The sequence below is a fragment of the Terrabacter sp. 2YAF2 genome, assembly GCF_052114705.1.
GTDB lineage: Bacteria > Actinomycetota > Actinomycetes > Actinomycetales > Dermatophilaceae > Terrabacter.
In genome coordinates, this window is the sequence record NZ_JBFRFG010000013.1 from 1 (window position 1) to 16906 (window position 16906).

Genomic DNA, 16906 nt, shown 5'->3' on the forward strand with positions numbered 1-16906 from the left:
CGAGGGCAACCGGTCGACGCCTCCGGCCGAGGGCAGCTCGGACGCCGAGGGCGGCTCGCGCCCGCCGCGCCGACGCCGCCGTGGCGGCTCGGGGCGTGGCGGTGCCGGTCGGACCGAGTCGGCTCCCGCCACGAGCGCGACCGAGTGACCTCGCGGTGTCGGGCGGGAGCGACCGACACCGCACCCAGCACGTGACAGGCCCGGGCCGGGCGACACCACACGGTGTCCGGCCCGGGCCTTCACGCGTCCGGAACGTCCACGCTGCGGGCGGGTCCGTGGCGCCCGTGCCCCGCGCTCCTAGGCTGGCCGGAGACGCGGCACCGAGGAGGACGGCCCATGAAGCTCCATGACGGCATCAACGGACGACTGCGCTCGTTCATCGAGGCCCAGCCCCTGTTCTTCGTCGCGACGGCCCCGCTGTCACCCGACGGGCACGTCAACGTCTCCCCCAAGGGTCTCGACGGCACGTTCGCGGTCCTCGACGAGCACTCCGTGGCCTACCTCGACCTCACCGGGAGCGGCTCCGAGACCGTTGCCCACCTGCGCGAGAACGGTCGCATCACCGTCATGTTCTGCGCTTTCGAAGGGGCGCCCAACATCGTGCGGCTGCATGGGACGGGTCGTTACGTCGACCTCCACGACGCCGAGTTCGCCTCGTACCGTGGGTTTTTCGCTGAGCACCCCGGCGCCCGGGGCATCGTCGTGGTCGACGTGCAGAGGGTCTCCGACTCGTGCGGGTATGCCGTCCCCCTGATGACGCACGACGGTGACCGCGAGCTGCTGACCCGGTGGGCGGACAACCGCGGCGAGGACGGGCTGGCGACCTATCGCGCGTCGAAGAACGCAACCTCGATCGACGGCCTCCCCGCCCTCCACCACGCCGCGCGGACCCCTGACGTCCCACGCTGACGGACCGTCCTGCCGGCGAGGGCGCGGTCCAACCGGCCGGAGCGAACCCACCGAACCTGCTCCACGGCCGGTTCCGGGCACTCGATCCGGCCGATCGGCCCGGCGGACCCGGCGGACCCGGCGGCGCGCCACGGCGACGCGCCGAGGCCGCACCGGGCGCCGGGGACACGAACGGCCGGGTCCCGAAGGACCCGGCCGAACGCATACGCCCACGACGGGCGCACGTCAGACGATGGTCAGGCGTTGATGGTCGCGGTGTCGATGACGAAGCGGTAGCGCACGTCACCGGCCACGACACGGTCGTAGGCGGCGTCGACCTCGCCGGCCGAGATCTTCTCGATCGTCGCACCGATGCCGTGCTCGGCGCAGAAGGCGAGCATCTCGGCGGTCGCGGGAATCCCGCCGATGTTAGAGCCCGCGACGACACGGCTGCCGCCGACGACGGCGCCGGGGGCGAAGTCGTAGTTGCCGGCGGGCAGGCCGACGTTCGCGATGACGCCGAGCGGGCGCAGCAGGCCGATGTAGGTCTGCATGGGCAGGTCCGCGCTCACGGTGTTGATGATGATGTCGAAGCTGCCCTTGAGGCTCCCCAGCACACCCTCGTCACCGGTGGCGTGGTAGGCCGTCGCGCCGAGCGCGAGACCGTCCTCCTTCTTGGCGTCGCTGCGGCTCAGCACGCTGACCTCGGCGCCCATGGCCGCGGCGAGCTTGACGGCCATGTGGCCGAGGCCGCCGAGGCCGATGACGGCGACCTTCTTGCCCGGGCCGGCGCCCCAGCGCTTGAGCGGCGACCAGACGGTGATGCCGGCGCACAGCAGCGGCGCGGCGACGTCGAGCTCGATGCCGTCGGGGATGCCGACCGCGAAACGCTCCGAGACGACGACCTGCTGGGCGTAGCCGCCCTTGGTCGGCTCGCCGTCGTAGCCCTTGCCGTTGTAGGTCATGACGGCGCCCTTGGAGCAGAACTGCTCCTCGCCGTCCTTGCAGAACTCGCACTCGCCGCACGAGTCGACCATGCAGCCGACGCCGACACGGTCGCCGACCTTGTACTTCGTGACGCCGTCACCGACGGCCGAGACGACACCGGCGATCTCGTGGCCCGGGACCATGGGGAAGATGGCGCTCCCCCACTCCTCGCGGACCTGGTGGATGTCGCTGTGGCAGATGCCGGCGAACTTGACGTCGATGAGGACGTCGTCGTCACGAAGGTCGCGGTGCTCGACGGTCCGGGCCTCGAAGGCGGCTCCGGCGCTCGGTGCGACCAGGGCGGGGGTGGAAATCAAGAGAATGTCTCCTTCGTGGTGGGTGGCGACGCTCTTCGGTCCAGCGCAGCCTCACCCCGATTCATTCCCCGCCCACGGGTCCCCTCGAACGTGTGCGACTCGGTCACAGCCCCGCCAGCAGCGACGTGGCGACGTCGCGGTAGGCCTGGGCACCCTTCGACGTGCGAGCCGTCGCGAGGATCGAGCGACCGACCGCCGGGGCCTCGGCGAAGCGCACCGTCTTGGGGATCGGCGGCTCGAGGACGGGGAGGTCGTAGCGCTCCCCCACGTCGGCGAGCACCTCACGCGCGTGGTTGCTGCGGCCGTCGAAGAGGGTGGGCAGGATGCCCCACACCTCGAGGTCGCGGTTGAGGATCTTCTGCACGTCGGCGACGGTGTCGAGCAGCTGCCCCACGCCACGGTGGCTGAGCATCTCGCACGGCATCGGGATGATGAGCGCGTCGGCGGCCGTGAGGGCGTTGAGCGTCAGCACCCCGAGGCTCGGCGAGCAGTCGAGCAGCACGACGTCGTATGCCGTGTCGAGGCCTTCGAGGGCCGACCGCAGGACGTACTCGCGACCGGGTCGCGGAAGGAGCATGGCTTCGGCACCGGCGAGGTCGATGGTCGAGGGCACGAGGTCGACGCCCTCCTCGCACGTGACGACGACGTCCCCGACCTCGGCGCGGCCGGTGAGGACGTCGTGGATCGAGCTCTCGACGGTGTCGGGGTCGACACCGAGGGAGAAGGTCAGACACGCCTGCGGGTCGAGGTCGACGAGCAGGACGCGCCGACCGAGCTCGGCGAGCGCTGCACCGATGCTCGCGACGGAGGTCGTCTTGGCGACCCCGCCCTTCTGGTTCGCCAGGGCGATCGTCGTGGGGCCGCTGTCACGAGTGGTGCGTCTCGCGCTGTGGCGCGTGGCGGTGGAGCGGTCGCTCGTGGGAGTGCGGGGCGGCATGCGGCCAGTGTGTCAGGTCGGGCGCTCAGAACGCCGCGATCGTCCGCGGGGCACGCTCGGCACGTGACAGAGCCGACACGACCGCCCCCTGACCGTGCCGGCGCACGGCGAGTCGGGTCAGCAGGGCGACCACGGGGCTGAGCACGTCGTCGGGCAACGGCGGCGACGTGAAACCCACACTGGCGGCGACGTCCTCCCCGTGCACGACGATCTCCATCATCCGGCCGGTGAGGAAGTCGTCGCGGCGCAACGCCCACCCCGTCCACGGGATGAGCACCGCCCGGTCGGGGTGCTGGTCGGCGAGCACGTCGGGCAGGGCCGCACGCGCGGCCACGACCGCTTCCAGGAGCGGGTCGCGGCCGGCCTCGGCCTGTGCGTCGCTGCCGGAGCGAATCGAGACGTTGACGTCGTCGTCGAGGGCGCCCCAGACCCAGGCTGACCGCGCGTAGTGCTCGTCGAGGGCGATCGCCTCGGGAGACGGCTCGCCGCGCAGCAGGTCGAGCGCAATGAGCGGCTGGCTCGCGAGGTGGGCGACGAGTCCCCCGACGTCCCACTCGGGCAGAGCGCTGGGCTGGTACCAGGCCGCGGCGACGTCGTCGCGCGACAGGACGGAGATGACGTGGTCGGTCGCGGCCAGAAATGCCGGCCGGAGGTCGAGGTCAGGCACGGTCGCGCTCCGTCGGGGTGGTGTCGTAGCCGGCAGGCTCGAGGCCGGCCCAGTCGGACTTCTCCGGGCCCATCTGCTGGCCCTCGGGGCAGTGCGCCCGGAAGTCGCACCACGAGCAGATCGCCGAGGTGCGCGGCTCGAACCGGGTCGACTCGACGCCAACCTCCTTGAAGTCCGCGTCGGCCCGGCGCAGGTCGGAGGCGATCGACTCGGCCTCGGCGATCTTGCGGGCCAGCGATTCGTCGGTGTGTTCGTGCGCGGCGACGGTGCCCGACGGCACGTGGTGCAGCTCGACCCGGTGACAGGGGCGACGGAACATGCGGGCGGCCGCGACGGCATACAACGCCAGCGGCAGCGACGTGCGCGCGTCGTCGTCGGTGGGGACCTGGCGCCCCGTCTTGTAGTCGACCACGACGAGCTCGCCCTCGCGGTCGTCGAGGCGGTCGATACGGCCGGTGATGGCGACCTCGTCGGTCTTGAGCGACACGCTCCGCTCGATGCCGACAGGCTGGTTGTCGCGGTCGCTGACGCGGAGGTAGTCGGTGACCGCGTCACGCACCCGCAACCGCCACGCGGCGGACTGCTCGGGGTCGCGGAAGCCGACGTCGATCCACGACGTCCGGACGAGCTCGGCCACGCCGGCAGGCGTGCGGTGGCCGGCCGGCAGGTCCCAGAAGTCGCGCAGCACGTTGTGGGTCGCGATGCCGACCGACGTGTGGGCGCGCTGCGGGCGGGCCTGCGGCCGCGGACGGTCGAGGTACTGCATGCGGTAGCGACGCGGGCAGTCGAGCCACGCGAGCAACCGCGACGGCGAGCCGGAGTAGAGCGGGGTGGGCATGCCGGCGAACGTCGTCTGCTCCGCGGGTCCGGTCGTCACGCCGATACCCTACGACGCGGGGCCGACACCACGTCCGACGACATCCCCACCCCAGCGCCGTTGGCGGGCAACGACCGCGAGCCGGTCTGCAGCCGTGTGGAACTCGCGTTCGAGCTCGGCCACGACCTCGCCCACGGGAGCCACGGAGCGAATGCTCTGGAGGCCTTGCCCCGCCGCCCACAGCTGCGACCAGCGCTTGGCCTCGGACTGGCCCACGTCATAGCTGGGCACCCTGCCTCCGGCGAGGTCGTCGGGGTCGAGGCCTTGGGCGCTCAGGCTCGGGCGCAGCCACGACGCGTCCGCACCGGTGATGCCGTCACTGACGACGAGGTCGTCAGGACCGTGGTCGACGACCATCTGCTTGTAACCCTCGGCCGCCCGGCTCTCCGTCGTGGCCAGGAACCGCGTGCCCATGTAGACGAGGTCGGCTCCGGCGGCCACGGCGCCCGCGACACCGGCACCGTTCGCGATGCCACCGCCCACGGTGACGAGGCCGTCGAAGAGGTCGCGCACGGCCGACACGAAGGCGAAGGGCGACAGGTGGCCGGTGTGTCCTCCCGCCCCGGCACTGATGCAGGCGAGCCCGTCGACTCCCGCGTCGATCGCCTTGCGGGCGAGGACGAGGTCGATGACGTCGGCCACGACGAGTCCGCCGTAGCCCTTGACCGCGTCCATGACGGGGCGGGGAGAGCCCAGGGCGGTGATGACGACGGGCGGCCGGTGCGCCGCCACGAGGGCCAGGTCGTCGGCGAGCCTGGTGTTGCTCCGGTGGGTGATGAGGTTGACCGCCCAGGGCGCGGTGCCCGCCCCCGAGGCGATGGCCCCCAGCCACTCGTCGAGCTGCTCCGGCGTCCGGCAGTTCTGCGTCGGGAACGCGCCGAGGATGCCGGCCCGAGCCGCGGCGACGACGAGCTCGGGCCCCGACACGAGGAACATGGGCGCTGCGACGATCGGCAGCCGCAGCGATCGCAGCAGCTCGCCCGGCGTCACCCCGGGGCCCCGCCCCGGCGCAGCGTCCTCTTGAGCACCTTGCCGACAGCATTGCGCGGCAGCTCGTCACGCACCTCGAGCCGTTCCGGGAGCTTGAACGACGCGATGCTCCGCTCGCGCAGCCAGGCCACGAGCTCGTCGAGCGTCAGGGACGCCCCCGCACGCAGGACGACGACCGCTGCGACGCGCTCCCCCAGCCGCTCGTCGGGGTCGCCGATGACGGCGACGTCCGCCACCGCGGGATGGTCGGCGATGAGGCCCTCGAGCTCGGCCGGCGCGATGTTCATGCCGCCGCGGATGACCTGGTCCCGCGCCCGGTCGAGGTAGCGGAGGTACTGTCCCTGGTCGCCCGCGATCTCGAAGAGGTCGCCCGTGCGCAGGTAGCCACGGTCGTCGAAGGGGCTGGGCAGCTCGTCGCCGTGGAGGTAGCCCGCGAAGACGCTCGGACCGCTGATGTGCAGCTCGCCCGCGTGCCCGGGCGCCGTCACGTCCTCGCCCGTCACGATGTCGACGAGCCGGGTGTCGGTCCACTCCCCGGCCCGCGTCGACCACGTGACCCCGGGGGCGCCGAACCGCGGGAAGAACTGCGCCCGCACGTCGGGGTCGGGGAAGTCGACCGGACTCGACAGCAGCCCGACCCCCTCGTTGGACCCGAAGAAGTTGATGACGCTGATCCCGTGGCGCTCCTGCCAGCCGCGCACCATCGCCGGCTGCAGCGGAGCCGAGCCGGAACCGATCCGCGTGAGGCTGCTGACGTCGACCGTCGCCATGAGGTCCTCGTTGCTGAGCAGCATCCAGAGCAGCGCCGGCGGGGCGCACGTGTAGGTGGCGCGCTCCACGGCGACCTGGCCGAGGAACGTCGGCAGGTCGAAGGGGTGGTGCTGCACCAGGACGCACCCGGTGAGCAGCCATGGCAGGAACATCCCGCTGATGCCGGCCATGTTGATCATCGGGAACGGGTTGAGCAGCACGTCGTCGGTCGTGACCTGCGGCGCCTCGGTCGTCGCGATGCCGACGGCCAGCCAGTCCATGTGGCAGCGCGGCACGCCCTTCGGCGCGCTCTCGGTGCCCGAGGTCCAGCAGATCGTCACGGCGTCGTTGGCCTCGTTCGGGTCGTCCGCGGCATACGCCTCCACCGCCTCGCGGTCGCCCGCGGTGGCCGGCCCCGGATGCCACACGCGGACGCCGATCGGCACGTCCGCGCTCTCCACCTCGGGGCCGTACGCGACGACGGCGCGCACCGAGTCCACGTCGGCGAGCGCCGTGGCGGCGTCGGCCGCCAGCGCACGGTCCCCGAAACGCCCACAGCTGAGGTATGCCGTCACGTCGGCTCGGGCGCACATCGTGGCCACCTCGCGCTCGCGCAGCTGCACGGGCAACGGTGACACGACGACCCCCAGCCGCCACGCCGCGAGGTAGACCTCGACGAGCTCGACGACGTTGGGGAGCTGGACCCCGAGCACGTCGCCGCGACCCAGACCGAGCGACAGGAGGCGGGCGGCGAGGGAGGTGACCTCGTCGTCCAGCTCGTGCCAGGTCAGCCGGCGCGGCGGCGACCCGAGCAGCGCCTCGCGGTTGGCCGGGTCGACGACGGCGAGCGCGTCACCGCGGGCGGCCACCTGGTCGGCGAAGATCCCGTCGAGCGTCTGCTCGCCCCACCACCCCCTGGCGCGGTAGTCGGCGACCTTCTCGGCCGGGTGCAGTCCCCGTGTGTCAGCCATGGCCGGCTACCGGTCCGCTCGACGGGCCGACCGCGGGACGATCTCGATGTCGCTGCCGTGGAGGACGGTCGAGCACTGGTCGCAGGCGAGCGCCACGACGAGCGGCGCCCCGCACGGCACGTGCTGCTGGACGAGCGCCGGCCCCTCCGCGGCGGCATACCAGTGCTGCGCCCAGTCGATGGCGACCGCGACGACGGGGTAGAAGGCGTGTCCCTTCTCGGTGAGGTGGTACTCCGCCCGCCCGACGCGCCCGCGCCCGCGACGTCCCCGGGCCTCGAGAACCCCGATGTCGCAGAACGCCCGCAACCGTTCGGCGACGAGACTGGGGGGCGCGCCCAGGGCGTCCACGAAGTCGCCGAAGCGGGTGAGCCCCCGCAGGGAGGCGCCGATGAGGGCCGAGGACCACCGGTTCCCGAAGATGGACATCGTCTCCGGGAAGAGGCCCGCAGCGGACCGGTCGGCTCGCAGGTCGGACCGGCGTCGGGTCGTCGACTCCGGCACGGACCGCTCCCAGGACCCGCTCGGCCCCCACTCGGCATGCACGTCGCTGGAGTGAACGGCCTCGCGGCACGTCCTGCAGGTCAGGACCGGGGCGAAGTCCTGCCCGCACAGCCGGTGCCGCATCGCGGGGAGCGTCTGGGCGTGCCGCGGGACCCATCGGCGCTCCCAGTCCCAGATCGCGATCGTGACGGGCCAGAGGCCACGACCTCGCGAGGTGAGGACGTACTCGGCCCGGACCGGACGGTCCTGGTAGACGACGCGCCGGAGCAGCCCCTCGTGCTCCATCGTCGCCAGGCGCGCGGAGAGCACCGCGTTGGAGATGGCGACCTCGTCGAGGAACTGGCCGTAGCGCGTCGTCCCCCGCAGTGCTCGCTGGAGGATGAGGAGGGTCCACTCGTCGCCGAGCAGGCCGAGCATACGTCCGACGGCATTCGTCGAACCGGGTTGGAGCGCGGTGGGGACGGAGCCGGGGCCGGCGTCGTCGACGACCGGTTCAGAGAGCGATCGCATCCGCTGCCGTCTCCGCCGTGCTCCATCGCCGAAGCTCGGATCCGGGCGCCCACGTCGAGTGGGTGCCGCTCGAGATCCGCTCCGGCAGCCGGAGCCGGCAGACCGGACCGTCCGAGACCCGTGCTGCGTCGAACACCACGCAGTACGAAGCGTCGTCGTTCATGTCGGTCGTCAGCGTCACGAGGTAGCCGTCGTCCTCGCCGGTGCTCCCGACCCGTGGCGCCATCGCGGTCTCGCTGCCGAAGACGTTGTCGCCGAACGAGTACCGCTCCTCCAGGCCCGTCTGGAGGTCGTGCTTGACGAGGCCGTCGAAGAGGAACCAGGCGGGCTTGCCCGTGGCCGCGTACGCGTAGCGGTACTTCCCGCCTGTGTAGGCGCCGTTCATCATGCCGAACTCGGTGATGCTGTCGGAGAGCTGCTCCTCCTTGACGAGGCCGGTGCGCAGGTCGAGCCGCCAGCGGTGCAGACGGGCCTGCATGCGGTCGAGCGCGAGGAAGCGGAAGGCCCGCTCCCACCGGTTGCCCATGCCGTTGTCCTGGGGCTCCGGGTCGCCCTGGAAGAAGCCGTCGAGCACGATGGTGTCGCCCTCCTCGTAGGCGTTGACGAAGTGCAGGACGTAGGTCGGGTCGGCCTCGAACCACCGGATGGCGCTCGTCTGCCCGCGCCGTGGGATGACGGCGAAGCGGCTCGGCAGGTCGCGGTGGAAGCGCGCGACGTGCGCGCCCTTCGCGAGCGCCTCGGGCTCCCAGAAGAGCGGGAAGTCGTTCAGGACGACGTAGTTCTCGGTGAAGGCCATGTCGTGGGGCAGCCGCGGTCCGGGCAGCGGCACGTCGACGTAGTGGACGAGGTCGTCAGCCTCGTCGACGACGCCGTAGTGCATGTACGGCGCCTCCTTGCTGTAGTTGAAGAAGAGCAGCTCACCGGTGCGGTCGTCGACCTTCGGGTGCGCGGAGACGCCCCAGTCGAAGGGGAACCGGCCGTTCCACGTCGCCTTGCCGAGCGTCTCGGCCGACAGCGGGTCGAGCCGGTAGAGGTCCCCGCACTGGTAGAAGCTCGTCAGCGCCGTGCCACGGTGCACGATGACGTCGGTCGACGACGCGTCCTTCATCTGCCGCCGGGCACCCCAGCCGTCCTCGCGCAAGGCGAGGTAGGGCGGCTCGGCGAGCCCGGCCCACAGGGACTGCCCCGCCTCCTGCTCGGCGAGCAGCCCGTCGGTGCGCACGAAACGGTTGCGGTAGAAGGCCTTCCCGTCGCGGAAGCCGACGACGTGGACCATGCCGTCACCGTCGAACGGGTGGTAGTGCTTGAGCGACGGGTGGACCGGGTTCTCGGTGTTGCGCAGGTAGACGCCGTCGAGGTCGGCAGGCACCTCCCCCTCGACGACGTCGAGGTCGTCCGCCCGCCACTCGGTCGTCTGCGGCTGCCACGGACCCGTGCGGTAAGGGTGGTCGTCGTCCGCGGGAAGGGTCGAGAGCATCCGACCGACGATCTCTACATCCATTCGGATCTCCTTGCCGCACAGTGGTTTTCGCGATCAGTCATCGACCGCGCCGACGACGAGGCTGACTGTGGTGGCGGTGCTGCCACCGAAGTTGAGCGTGCCGAACGTGCGCGCACCCTCGACCTGGTAGTCGCCGGCGGTCCCGCTGACCTGCTTGGTCGCATCGAGGAGCATGCGTATGCCGCTCGCCCCCACCGGGTGCCCACCACCGATGAGGCCGCCGCTCGGATTGATCGGCAGGCGGCCGCCGGGCGAGATCGAGCCGTCCTCGACGGCCTTCCACGACTCGCCCGGCCCGGTGAGACCGATGTGGTCGATCGCGAGGTACTCGGTCGGCGTGAAGCAGTCGTGCACCTCGAAACCGTCGAGGTCCTCGAGCGTGACGTGGGCCCGGTCGAAGGCGTCGGTGACAGCCCGGCGCACGTGGGGCAGGACGTAGAGCTCGTCCCGGTCGCGCTCGAGCTTCTGGCGCAACCCGAGGCCCACGGTCCGGTGGCCCCAGCCCTCGATGCCGGCAACGGGTCGGCGCTTCGGGTGGTCGCGCAGCCACGCGTCGGAGACGAGTACCGCACCGGCGGCGCCGTCGGTGACCTGGCTGCAGTCGTAGCGGCGGAGGCGGCCCTCGACGACCGGGTTGAGGGCGTCGTCGGTCGCCTGCGCTCCGGTGAGGTCGGGGACGTCCCAACCGCGGGTCTGGGCGTTCGGGTTGCGCCGGGCGTTGGCGAGGTTGAGCGCCGCGATGGCGCGCAGGTGGGCGTCATCGAGGCCGTGGCGCCGGTCGTACTCGTCGGCGATCGCGCTGAAGACGTGCGGCCACATGAAACGCGCGCCCTCGCCGTCGTGGCCCACCCAGGCCGCTGCGCCGAGGTGCGTCGCGGCCTCGTCGCCGGGCACCGTCTTCTCGAGCTCGACCCCGAGCACGAGGGCGCAGCCGTAGTGGTCGGCGCGCAGGTCGGCCATGGCGGCCAGGAGGGCGACACCGCCCGACGCGCAGGCGGCCTCGTGTCGGGTGGCAGGCAGGCCCCACAGGTCGGCACGGACGGTCGCCGGCATGGCGCCGAGGTGCCCCTGACCGGTGAAGAGCTGGCCGAAGGCGTTGCCGACGTGGATGACGTCGACGTCGGTCGCGGCGACGTGGCTCGCCTCGAGGGTGCCGTCGACGACCTCGCCCACGAGATCTGAGACGTCACGCCCCTCACGGGTCAGGTTGCGCGCGAAGTCCGTCTGGAACCCACCGAGCACCCAGACCCCCGTCGGGGACGCGCTCGGGCTGCCGGCCGTCATGTCCGCCTCCGCTCCCGACGCCGCCCGTCGGTGCCCAGCCTTGCCCTTTCCCAGCACGGTACTACGGCAAGCAGAGTGACTCACGGGGGTGACCGGACCGATTCGGGGTCAGGGCGACGAGGTCCCCGACCTCAGGACCTCGGTGACCCCGGTCGAGGCGGCCTCGAGCGCCTCGAACACCTCCGGGGCCGTGGTGTTCTCGGCGAGCCGGTTGCGCTTGCCCGCGCCGTGGTAGTCGCTCGCCCCCGTGAGCAGCAGTCCGAGCCGGCCGGCGAGCGCCGTGGCCCGCGCGACCTCCTCGGGGCCGTGGTCGCGGTGGTAGGCCTCGAGCCCGACGAGGCCCGCGTCGCGCATCCGCTCGATGAGCGCGTCGTCCAGGACCCCCGTACGGGTCCGGGTGAACGGGTGCGCGATCACCGGGACGCCGCCGGCGGACCGAACGAGCTCGACCGCCCGGACGGGGTCCGGCGCGTAGTGGCCGACGTAGTAGGGCGAGTCGTTGCCGAGCCAGGACTCGAACGCCTCGTCCCGGTGCCCGATCGTGCCGTTGGCGATGAGGGCGTCCGCGATGTGGGGGCGCCCCGGGGTCGCGCCGGGGCCCACCTGGGCGAGCACCTCGTCGTACCCGAGGGGTATGCCGTCCGCCGCCATGAGCGCGACCATCCGCTCAAGCCGTGTCGACCGTGACTCCCTGGCCCGTTCGAGCTCCAGCGCCAGCGGCCCGTCGGCGGCGTCGGTGAGGTAACCGAGCAGATGGATCGACGAGTGCCGCCACGCGCACGAGATCTCGATGCCGCGCACCAGGGTGACGCCGCGGACGCGGGCCGCCTCGGCCGCCTCGTCCCATCCCGCGACGGTGTCGTGGTCGGTGATGGCCAGCACGTCGACCCCCGCCTCGGCCGCTGCCGCGACGAGCTCAGCAGGAGTCTCGGTGCCGTCGCTCGCCGTCGAGTGCGCGTGCAGGTCGATGACCGGATGCGTGCGCGCCCCGTGCGCGGTCCCGGTCGGTGTCACGCCCCCAGCGTAGGGGCGGGAGGCCACGCAGTCGTCGCTGCCCCGCAACAGACCCGCCAACAGGCAACCGCGCGGGTGGACCACCCGATCGAAAGAGCAGTTCGTCCGGACGAACTGCTCTTTCGATCGGGGTTCGGGCGACGCGGAGGGCCGCGACGCCCGAGGCTCAGGTCTGCGAGGCAGTGCTCGGGCCGGGCCAGTTCCTGTCGGGCACCGGCACCGGTCGACCGGGCTGCTCGCCGCCGCGCGCCTCGAGGTAGTTGTCCTTGGGCACCATCACCTTGCGTCGGAAGATGCACACCACGGTGCCGTCCTGCTTGTAGCCGATCGTCTCGACATGGACGACGCCGCGGTCGTCCTTCGACGTCGACTCCCACTTGTCGAGCACGGTCGTCTCGCCGTAGATCGTGTCGCCGTGGAAGGTCGGGGCGACGTGCCGCAGCGACTCGATCTCGAGGTTGGCGATGGCCTTGCCCGAGACGTCCGGCACCGACATGCCGAGCAGGAGCGAGTAGACGTAGTTGCCGACGACGACGTTCTGCCCGAACTGCGTCGAGCCGGCGGCGTAGTGCGTGTCGAGGTGCAGCGGGTGGTGGTTCATCGTCAGCAGGCAGAAGAGGTGGTCGTCGTACTCCGTGACCGTCTTCCCGGGCCAGTGCCGGTAGACCGCACCGACCTCGAACTCCTCGTAGCTGCGTCCGAACTGCATGCCCGCTCCTCGTCGAGAGTGATCACCCGGCCCCGCTGGGACGAGCGGCTACCAGCCTGCCCGAGCACACGGCATACGCCCATGGTCGTATGCCGTGTGCTTGCTCACGGTTGCTCCGCGCGCTGGGCGTCGTCGGGGACGACAGGTAGGTCGCTCGTCTCGGAGAGCACGGGCGCGGTGCTGCCGGTCGCCATCGGGTCGGGGTCGGTGGGCAGGGTCGCCCCGGCTGCCGGACGGGGACGCACGCCTTGGCGCTTGGCGACGAGCAGCCCGGCGAAGTAGGTGCCGAGCGAGACCCCGGCGGCCAGCCCCAGGCCCAGACCGAAGGCCTGCACCAGGATCGGGATGCCCACCGCGAACCCGTTGCCGTCCGGGTTGGTGACGAGCTGCGAGATGCCCTCGTAGGCCATCCGTCCCGGCAGGAGCGGCACGATCGCGGCCGTCGTCACCGCGAGCGCCGAGATGGTGAGCCAGCGGGCGACGAGGCGCGCCGCGAAACCGATGACGAGGGCGGCGGTGGCCGAGGCGGTCACGGCTCCGAGCTCGAGGGTCCGCTCGGCCAGGGCGAGCACGACCCAGCCGAAACCGCCCGCGAAACCGGCCACGACGACCGCGGTGCCGCTCGAGTAGGAGAGCACCGCGAAGGCGACGGAGATGATGACCGCGCAGACGACCTGCACGACCAGGTTGTCGCTGAGCAGCGTCTGCGAGGTGATTGCGATCGGGTAGTGGAGCCGCTTGCCGAGCGACAGGACGATCGAGATGCCGACGGCGATGCCGAGCGAGAGCACGATGACCTCGAAGCCGCGGGCCCCGGCCGTGACGTAGTAGCCCCCCAGGGCGTCCTCCGCAGCTCCGACGACCGAGAGCCCGGCCAGCAGCAGCACGATGCCGGAGGCCACGACGAGCGAGGGCGACACGTCGCCGACGAAGGTGAGGCCGGCCGACTGGGCCACGACGAGGAGAGTCGCAACGGCGGTCGGGATCGCCGCGCCGACGCACTGGGCGAAGAAGGCCGCGACGCCCGCGCCCGTGAGCCACGCCAACACCCTGCCGACGACGGTCGCGGTGAGGAAGCTGAGCAGGATGATGAACGGCCCCGCGCCGACGAGGCCCGCGGCGCCCGCGGCCAGCGCGCCACCGGCGACGGTGACGAGCCAGCGGCGGTAGGGGTGCGGCGCCGTGATGACCGCGTCGAAGCGCACCCGGGCCTCGTCGACCGACACCGGGTCCTGCGACAGGTCGACGATGAGGCTGCGGAGTCGCTCGAGCCGCGTGTAGTCCTGCACGCGGAAGCGGACGATGCGCATCACGGTGATCGGGTCGGCGTTCGGGCCGCGGTGGTAGGAGACGGTGACCGAGGTGTAGGTGACGTCGACGTGGACCGAGCTGAGGCCGTACGCCTTGGTCAGGGTCAGCACCGTCGCCGTGACATCGGCGGCTGCCGCGCCGGTGGCGATCATCGCGACCCCGGCGCGCATCGCGAGGTCGATGACGGCCTGGGCCGTCACCGAGTCGACCCCGTCGGGGGTCGTCCAGATCGGGATCTCGTCGGTCGGCGGCCCGCTCGGCCTCATGGCGCGCCGGGTGCCCGCCCTCAACGAGGGCAGGCTGCGGTAGGCGGTGGTCGGCCGGGCGGTTCGGTCGGTGCTGGCCACCCACAGACCGTATGCCACCTGCTCCGGTCGGGTGGTACCCCACCGGGGTGCCCCGCCCCGTCGAAACCTGGTTCGGCAGCGCCTGCCCTTCGTGGCACCATGGCCGGGTGATGAGTGAAGAACAGCAGACCTCTCCGAGCCGCAAGCGCCCGACGACCGACGAGTTCCGGGCCTTCGTCGCGAGTGGGTGGGCGCCCCGCGGCACCGAGGTGACCCCTCGGGCGCAGGTCGCCGACCACGCAGCCCGTCGACGCGACGCCGTCAGTGCCGCCTTCCCCGGTGAGCGCCTGGTCGTCCCGGCCGGTGGCCTCAAGGTGCGCAGCAACGACTGCGACTACGTCTTCCGGCCGCACAGCGCCTTCGCCCACCTCACGGGCCTCGGCAGCGACCGCGAGCCCGACGCGGTGCTCGTCCTCGAGCCGGTGCGGTCCGCCGGCGACGCGGCCGACGGCAGCCCGGCAGGGCACGAGGCCGTCCTCTACTTCCGCCCCCTCGCCGACCGCGACACCGAGGAGTTCTTCGGCGACTCGCGTTACGGCGAGTTCTGGGTCGGGGCCCGTCCCACCCTGGCCGACATCGAGTCCGAGCTCGGTCTCACCGCCCGCCACATCGACGAGTTCGGTGAGGCCGTCGGGAAGGACGCGGGCGAGGTCACGATCCGCGTCGTGCGCGACGCCGATGCCGAGGTGGCGGCCCGCGTCGACAAGGCCCGCGCCGCAACGGCCGAGGCGCAGGAGGCGGCCGAGGCCGAGACCCGCCTCGACCACCAGCGGGAGGCCGACGAGCAGCTCGCCGCCTTCCTCTCGAAGCTTCGCTTCGTCAAGGACGAGTGGGAGGTCGAGCAGATGCGCGACGCCGTCGCCGGCACCCACCAGGGCTTCGACGCCGTCATCGCCGACCTGCCCGAGGCGGTTCGTCGCGGGCGCGGCGAGCGCTGGGTCGAGGGGATCTTCGGCTTGCACGCCCGCCACCACGGCAACGGCGTCGGCTACGACTCGATCTGCGCCAGCGGCGACCACGCCAACACCCTGCACTGGATCAAGAACACCGGTGACATCAAGGACGGCGACCTGCTCCTGCTGGACGCCGGGGTCGAGGTCGACTCCCTCTTCACCGCCGACATCACGCGCACCCTGCCGGTGAGCGGCACCTTCACCGAGGCGCAGCGCAAGATCTACGACGCCGTGTACGCCGCCCAGGAGGCCGGCATCGCCGCCTGCAAGCCGGGCAACAAGTTCAGCGACGTGCACGCCGCCGCCATCCGCGTCATCGCCGAGCACCTGCACGAGTGGGGCCTGCTGCCCGAGGGCGTCGACGTCGAGGGCACGCTCGACCCCGACCACGGGCAGTACCACCGGCGCTGGATGGTGCACGGCACGAGCCACCACCTGGGCATCGACGTCCATGACTGCGCGCTCGCGACCCGCGAGGAGTACTCCGACGCCGAGCTGAAGCCGGGCATGGTCATCACCGTCGAGCCGGGGCTCTACTTCAAGGCGGACGACGAGCTCGTCCCGGTCGAGCTCCGCGGCAACGGGGTGCGCATCGAGGACGACGTCCTCATCACCGACGACGGCTGCGAGAACCTCTCGGCCGCGATGCCGCGCAGCGCCGACGAGGTCGAGCAGTGGATCGCCGGCATCTGGGCCGCGCGCCCCTGACCGTCAGCGCCCCTCCGCGGGTCATTTGCCGTCCAGAGGGTGGGTGTCAGACGGCGGGCGGGGGTGGGCCGCCCTGGCCCGGGTCGGCCGCCGGAGGCGTCGGCGGCGCCGGCGGCGTCGCGCTGCCGAAGCCGGAGTGGCTGACCGGGATGCCCGCCTGGGCGAGGACCTGGCGACCCTGCTGCGCGAACTTGTGCTCGCAGAAGACCTCGTAGCGCGTGGCGACGACCTGGCTCACCGACGAGAAGTCACGAGCGCCGCGGGTGAAGGCATAGCCGACGAGCGACCAGATGAGCCCGAAGACCGCGCCGTAGACGGCGGTGGAGAGCAGCAGGGTCATCGGGTTGGAGGGGCGCGAGAACAGCGAGAGGATCAGGCCCACAAAGAGGCCGAGCCACACGCCGGAGAGCAGGCCACCGAGGGCGACGCGGCCCCACGTGAGGCGGGCCGTCACCCGCTCCATCTGCTTGAGGTCGGTGCCGACGATGAGGCAGTTCTCGACCGGGAACTGGTTGTCCGACAGCGTGTCGACGGCCTTCTGCGCATCGACGTACTTCTCGAACACCCCGAGCGACATGGGGTACTCCAAGGACAGTGTCGCGAATCCCTGGCGTCCCCCCGGACCCTTCGGTTGCAGACTCATGCCTCCATCCTCGCATCCCTCACCGCGACGGAGAGGGACAC

15 protein-coding genes are annotated in these 16906 nt (G+C 71.9%); 2 read left to right on the forward strand and 13 right to left on the reverse strand.

Annotation, left to right across the window (positions count from 1 at the left end; all coding sequences use genetic code 11):
* The first annotated feature begins 336 nt into the window (after positions 1 to 336).
* Positions 337 to 909 carry a pyridoxamine 5'-phosphate oxidase family protein gene (locus AB4030_RS14575; RefSeq protein ID WP_442279928.1) on the forward strand — a complete coding sequence of 191 codons (573 nt, stop codon included), beginning with the start codon at positions 337 to 339 and terminating at the stop codon, positions 907 to 909.
* 236 nt (positions 910 to 1145) lie between these two features.
* Here AB4030_RS14575 and AB4030_RS14580 read toward each other — a convergent pair whose 3' ends face one another.
* The 12 genes from AB4030_RS14580 to AB4030_RS14635 form a co-directional block, all read right to left on the reverse strand.
* Positions 1146 to 2192 (reverse strand): NAD(P)-dependent alcohol dehydrogenase, encoded by a 1047-nt coding sequence (locus AB4030_RS14580; RefSeq protein WP_442279929.1) that lies wholly within the window; start codon positions 2190 to 2192, stop codon positions 1146 to 1148.
* A gap of 103 nt (positions 2193 to 2295) precedes the next feature.
* Complete coding sequence (locus AB4030_RS14585; protein ID WP_442279930.1) at positions 2296 to 3129, reverse strand: ParA family protein; 834 nt, start codon at positions 3127 to 3129, stop codon at positions 2296 to 2298.
* Positions 3130 to 3154: 25 nt separating this feature from the next.
* Positions 3155 to 3796: a maleylpyruvate isomerase N-terminal domain-containing protein gene (locus AB4030_RS14590; protein WP_442279931.1), complete on the reverse strand. Its 642-nt coding sequence runs from the start codon at positions 3794 to 3796 to the stop codon at positions 3155 to 3157.
* Positions 3789 to 4673, reverse strand: coding sequence for a RecB family exonuclease (locus AB4030_RS14595; RefSeq protein WP_442279932.1), 885 nt, complete (start codon positions 4671 to 4673; stop codon positions 3789 to 3791). The genes AB4030_RS14590 and AB4030_RS14595 overlap by 8 nt, the downstream gene beginning before the upstream one ends.
* A gap of 9 nt (positions 4674 to 4682) precedes the next feature.
* Positions 4683 to 5663 carry an NAD(P)H-dependent flavin oxidoreductase gene (locus AB4030_RS14600; protein WP_442279933.1) on the reverse strand — a complete coding sequence of 327 codons (981 nt, stop codon included), beginning with the start codon at positions 5661 to 5663 and terminating at the stop codon, positions 4683 to 4685.
* On the reverse strand, positions 5660 to 7384 hold the full coding sequence (locus AB4030_RS14605; protein ID WP_442279934.1) for a class I adenylate-forming enzyme family protein: 1725 nt from the start codon (positions 7382 to 7384) through the stop codon (positions 5660 to 5662). The genes AB4030_RS14600 and AB4030_RS14605 overlap by 4 nt, the downstream gene beginning before the upstream one ends.
* A gap of 6 nt (positions 7385 to 7390) precedes the next feature.
* Positions 7391 to 8395: a winged helix-turn-helix transcriptional regulator gene (locus AB4030_RS14610; RefSeq protein ID WP_442279935.1), complete on the reverse strand. Its 1005-nt coding sequence runs from the start codon at positions 8393 to 8395 to the stop codon at positions 7391 to 7393.
* Positions 8379 to 9896 (reverse strand): carotenoid oxygenase family protein, encoded by a 1518-nt coding sequence (locus tag AB4030_RS14615; protein ID WP_442279936.1) that lies wholly within the window; start codon positions 9894 to 9896, stop codon positions 8379 to 8381. Before AB4030_RS14615 ends, AB4030_RS14610 begins: the two co-directional genes overlap by 17 nt.
* A 33-nt stretch (positions 9897 to 9929) precedes the next feature.
* Positions 9930 to 11180, reverse strand: a complete 1251-nt coding sequence (locus AB4030_RS14620) for an acetyl-CoA acetyltransferase (RefSeq protein ID WP_442279937.1) — start codon at positions 11178 to 11180, stop codon at positions 9930 to 9932.
* Between the two features lie 108 nt (positions 11181 to 11288).
* Entirely contained in the window at positions 11289 to 12194 is a 906-nt protein-coding gene (locus AB4030_RS14625) for a PHP domain-containing protein (RefSeq protein WP_442279938.1), read from the reverse strand.
* A gap of 166 nt (positions 12195 to 12360) precedes the next feature.
* Entirely contained in the window at positions 12361 to 12903 is a 543-nt protein-coding gene (locus tag AB4030_RS14630) for a MaoC family dehydratase (RefSeq protein ID WP_442279939.1), read from the reverse strand.
* Between the two features lie 104 nt (positions 12904 to 13007).
* Positions 13008 to 14561 carry a threonine/serine ThrE exporter family protein gene (locus AB4030_RS14635; RefSeq protein ID WP_442279940.1) on the reverse strand — a complete coding sequence of 518 codons (1554 nt, stop codon included), beginning with the start codon at positions 14559 to 14561 and terminating at the stop codon, positions 13008 to 13010.
* A 110-nt stretch (positions 14562 to 14671) separates the two neighbouring features.
* Between AB4030_RS14635 and AB4030_RS14640 the strand changes: the two genes are divergently transcribed.
* Positions 14672 to 16222: an aminopeptidase P family protein gene (locus AB4030_RS14640; RefSeq protein WP_442279941.1), complete on the forward strand. Its 1551-nt coding sequence runs from the start codon at positions 14672 to 14674 to the stop codon at positions 16220 to 16222.
* Between the two features lie 46 nt (positions 16223 to 16268).
* Here the strand turns inward: AB4030_RS14640 and AB4030_RS14645 are convergent, their stop codons facing one another.
* On the reverse strand, positions 16269 to 16865 hold the full coding sequence (locus AB4030_RS14645; RefSeq protein ID WP_442279942.1) for a general stress protein: 597 nt from the start codon (positions 16863 to 16865) through the stop codon (positions 16269 to 16271).
* Positions 16866 to 16906 lie beyond the last annotated feature (41 nt).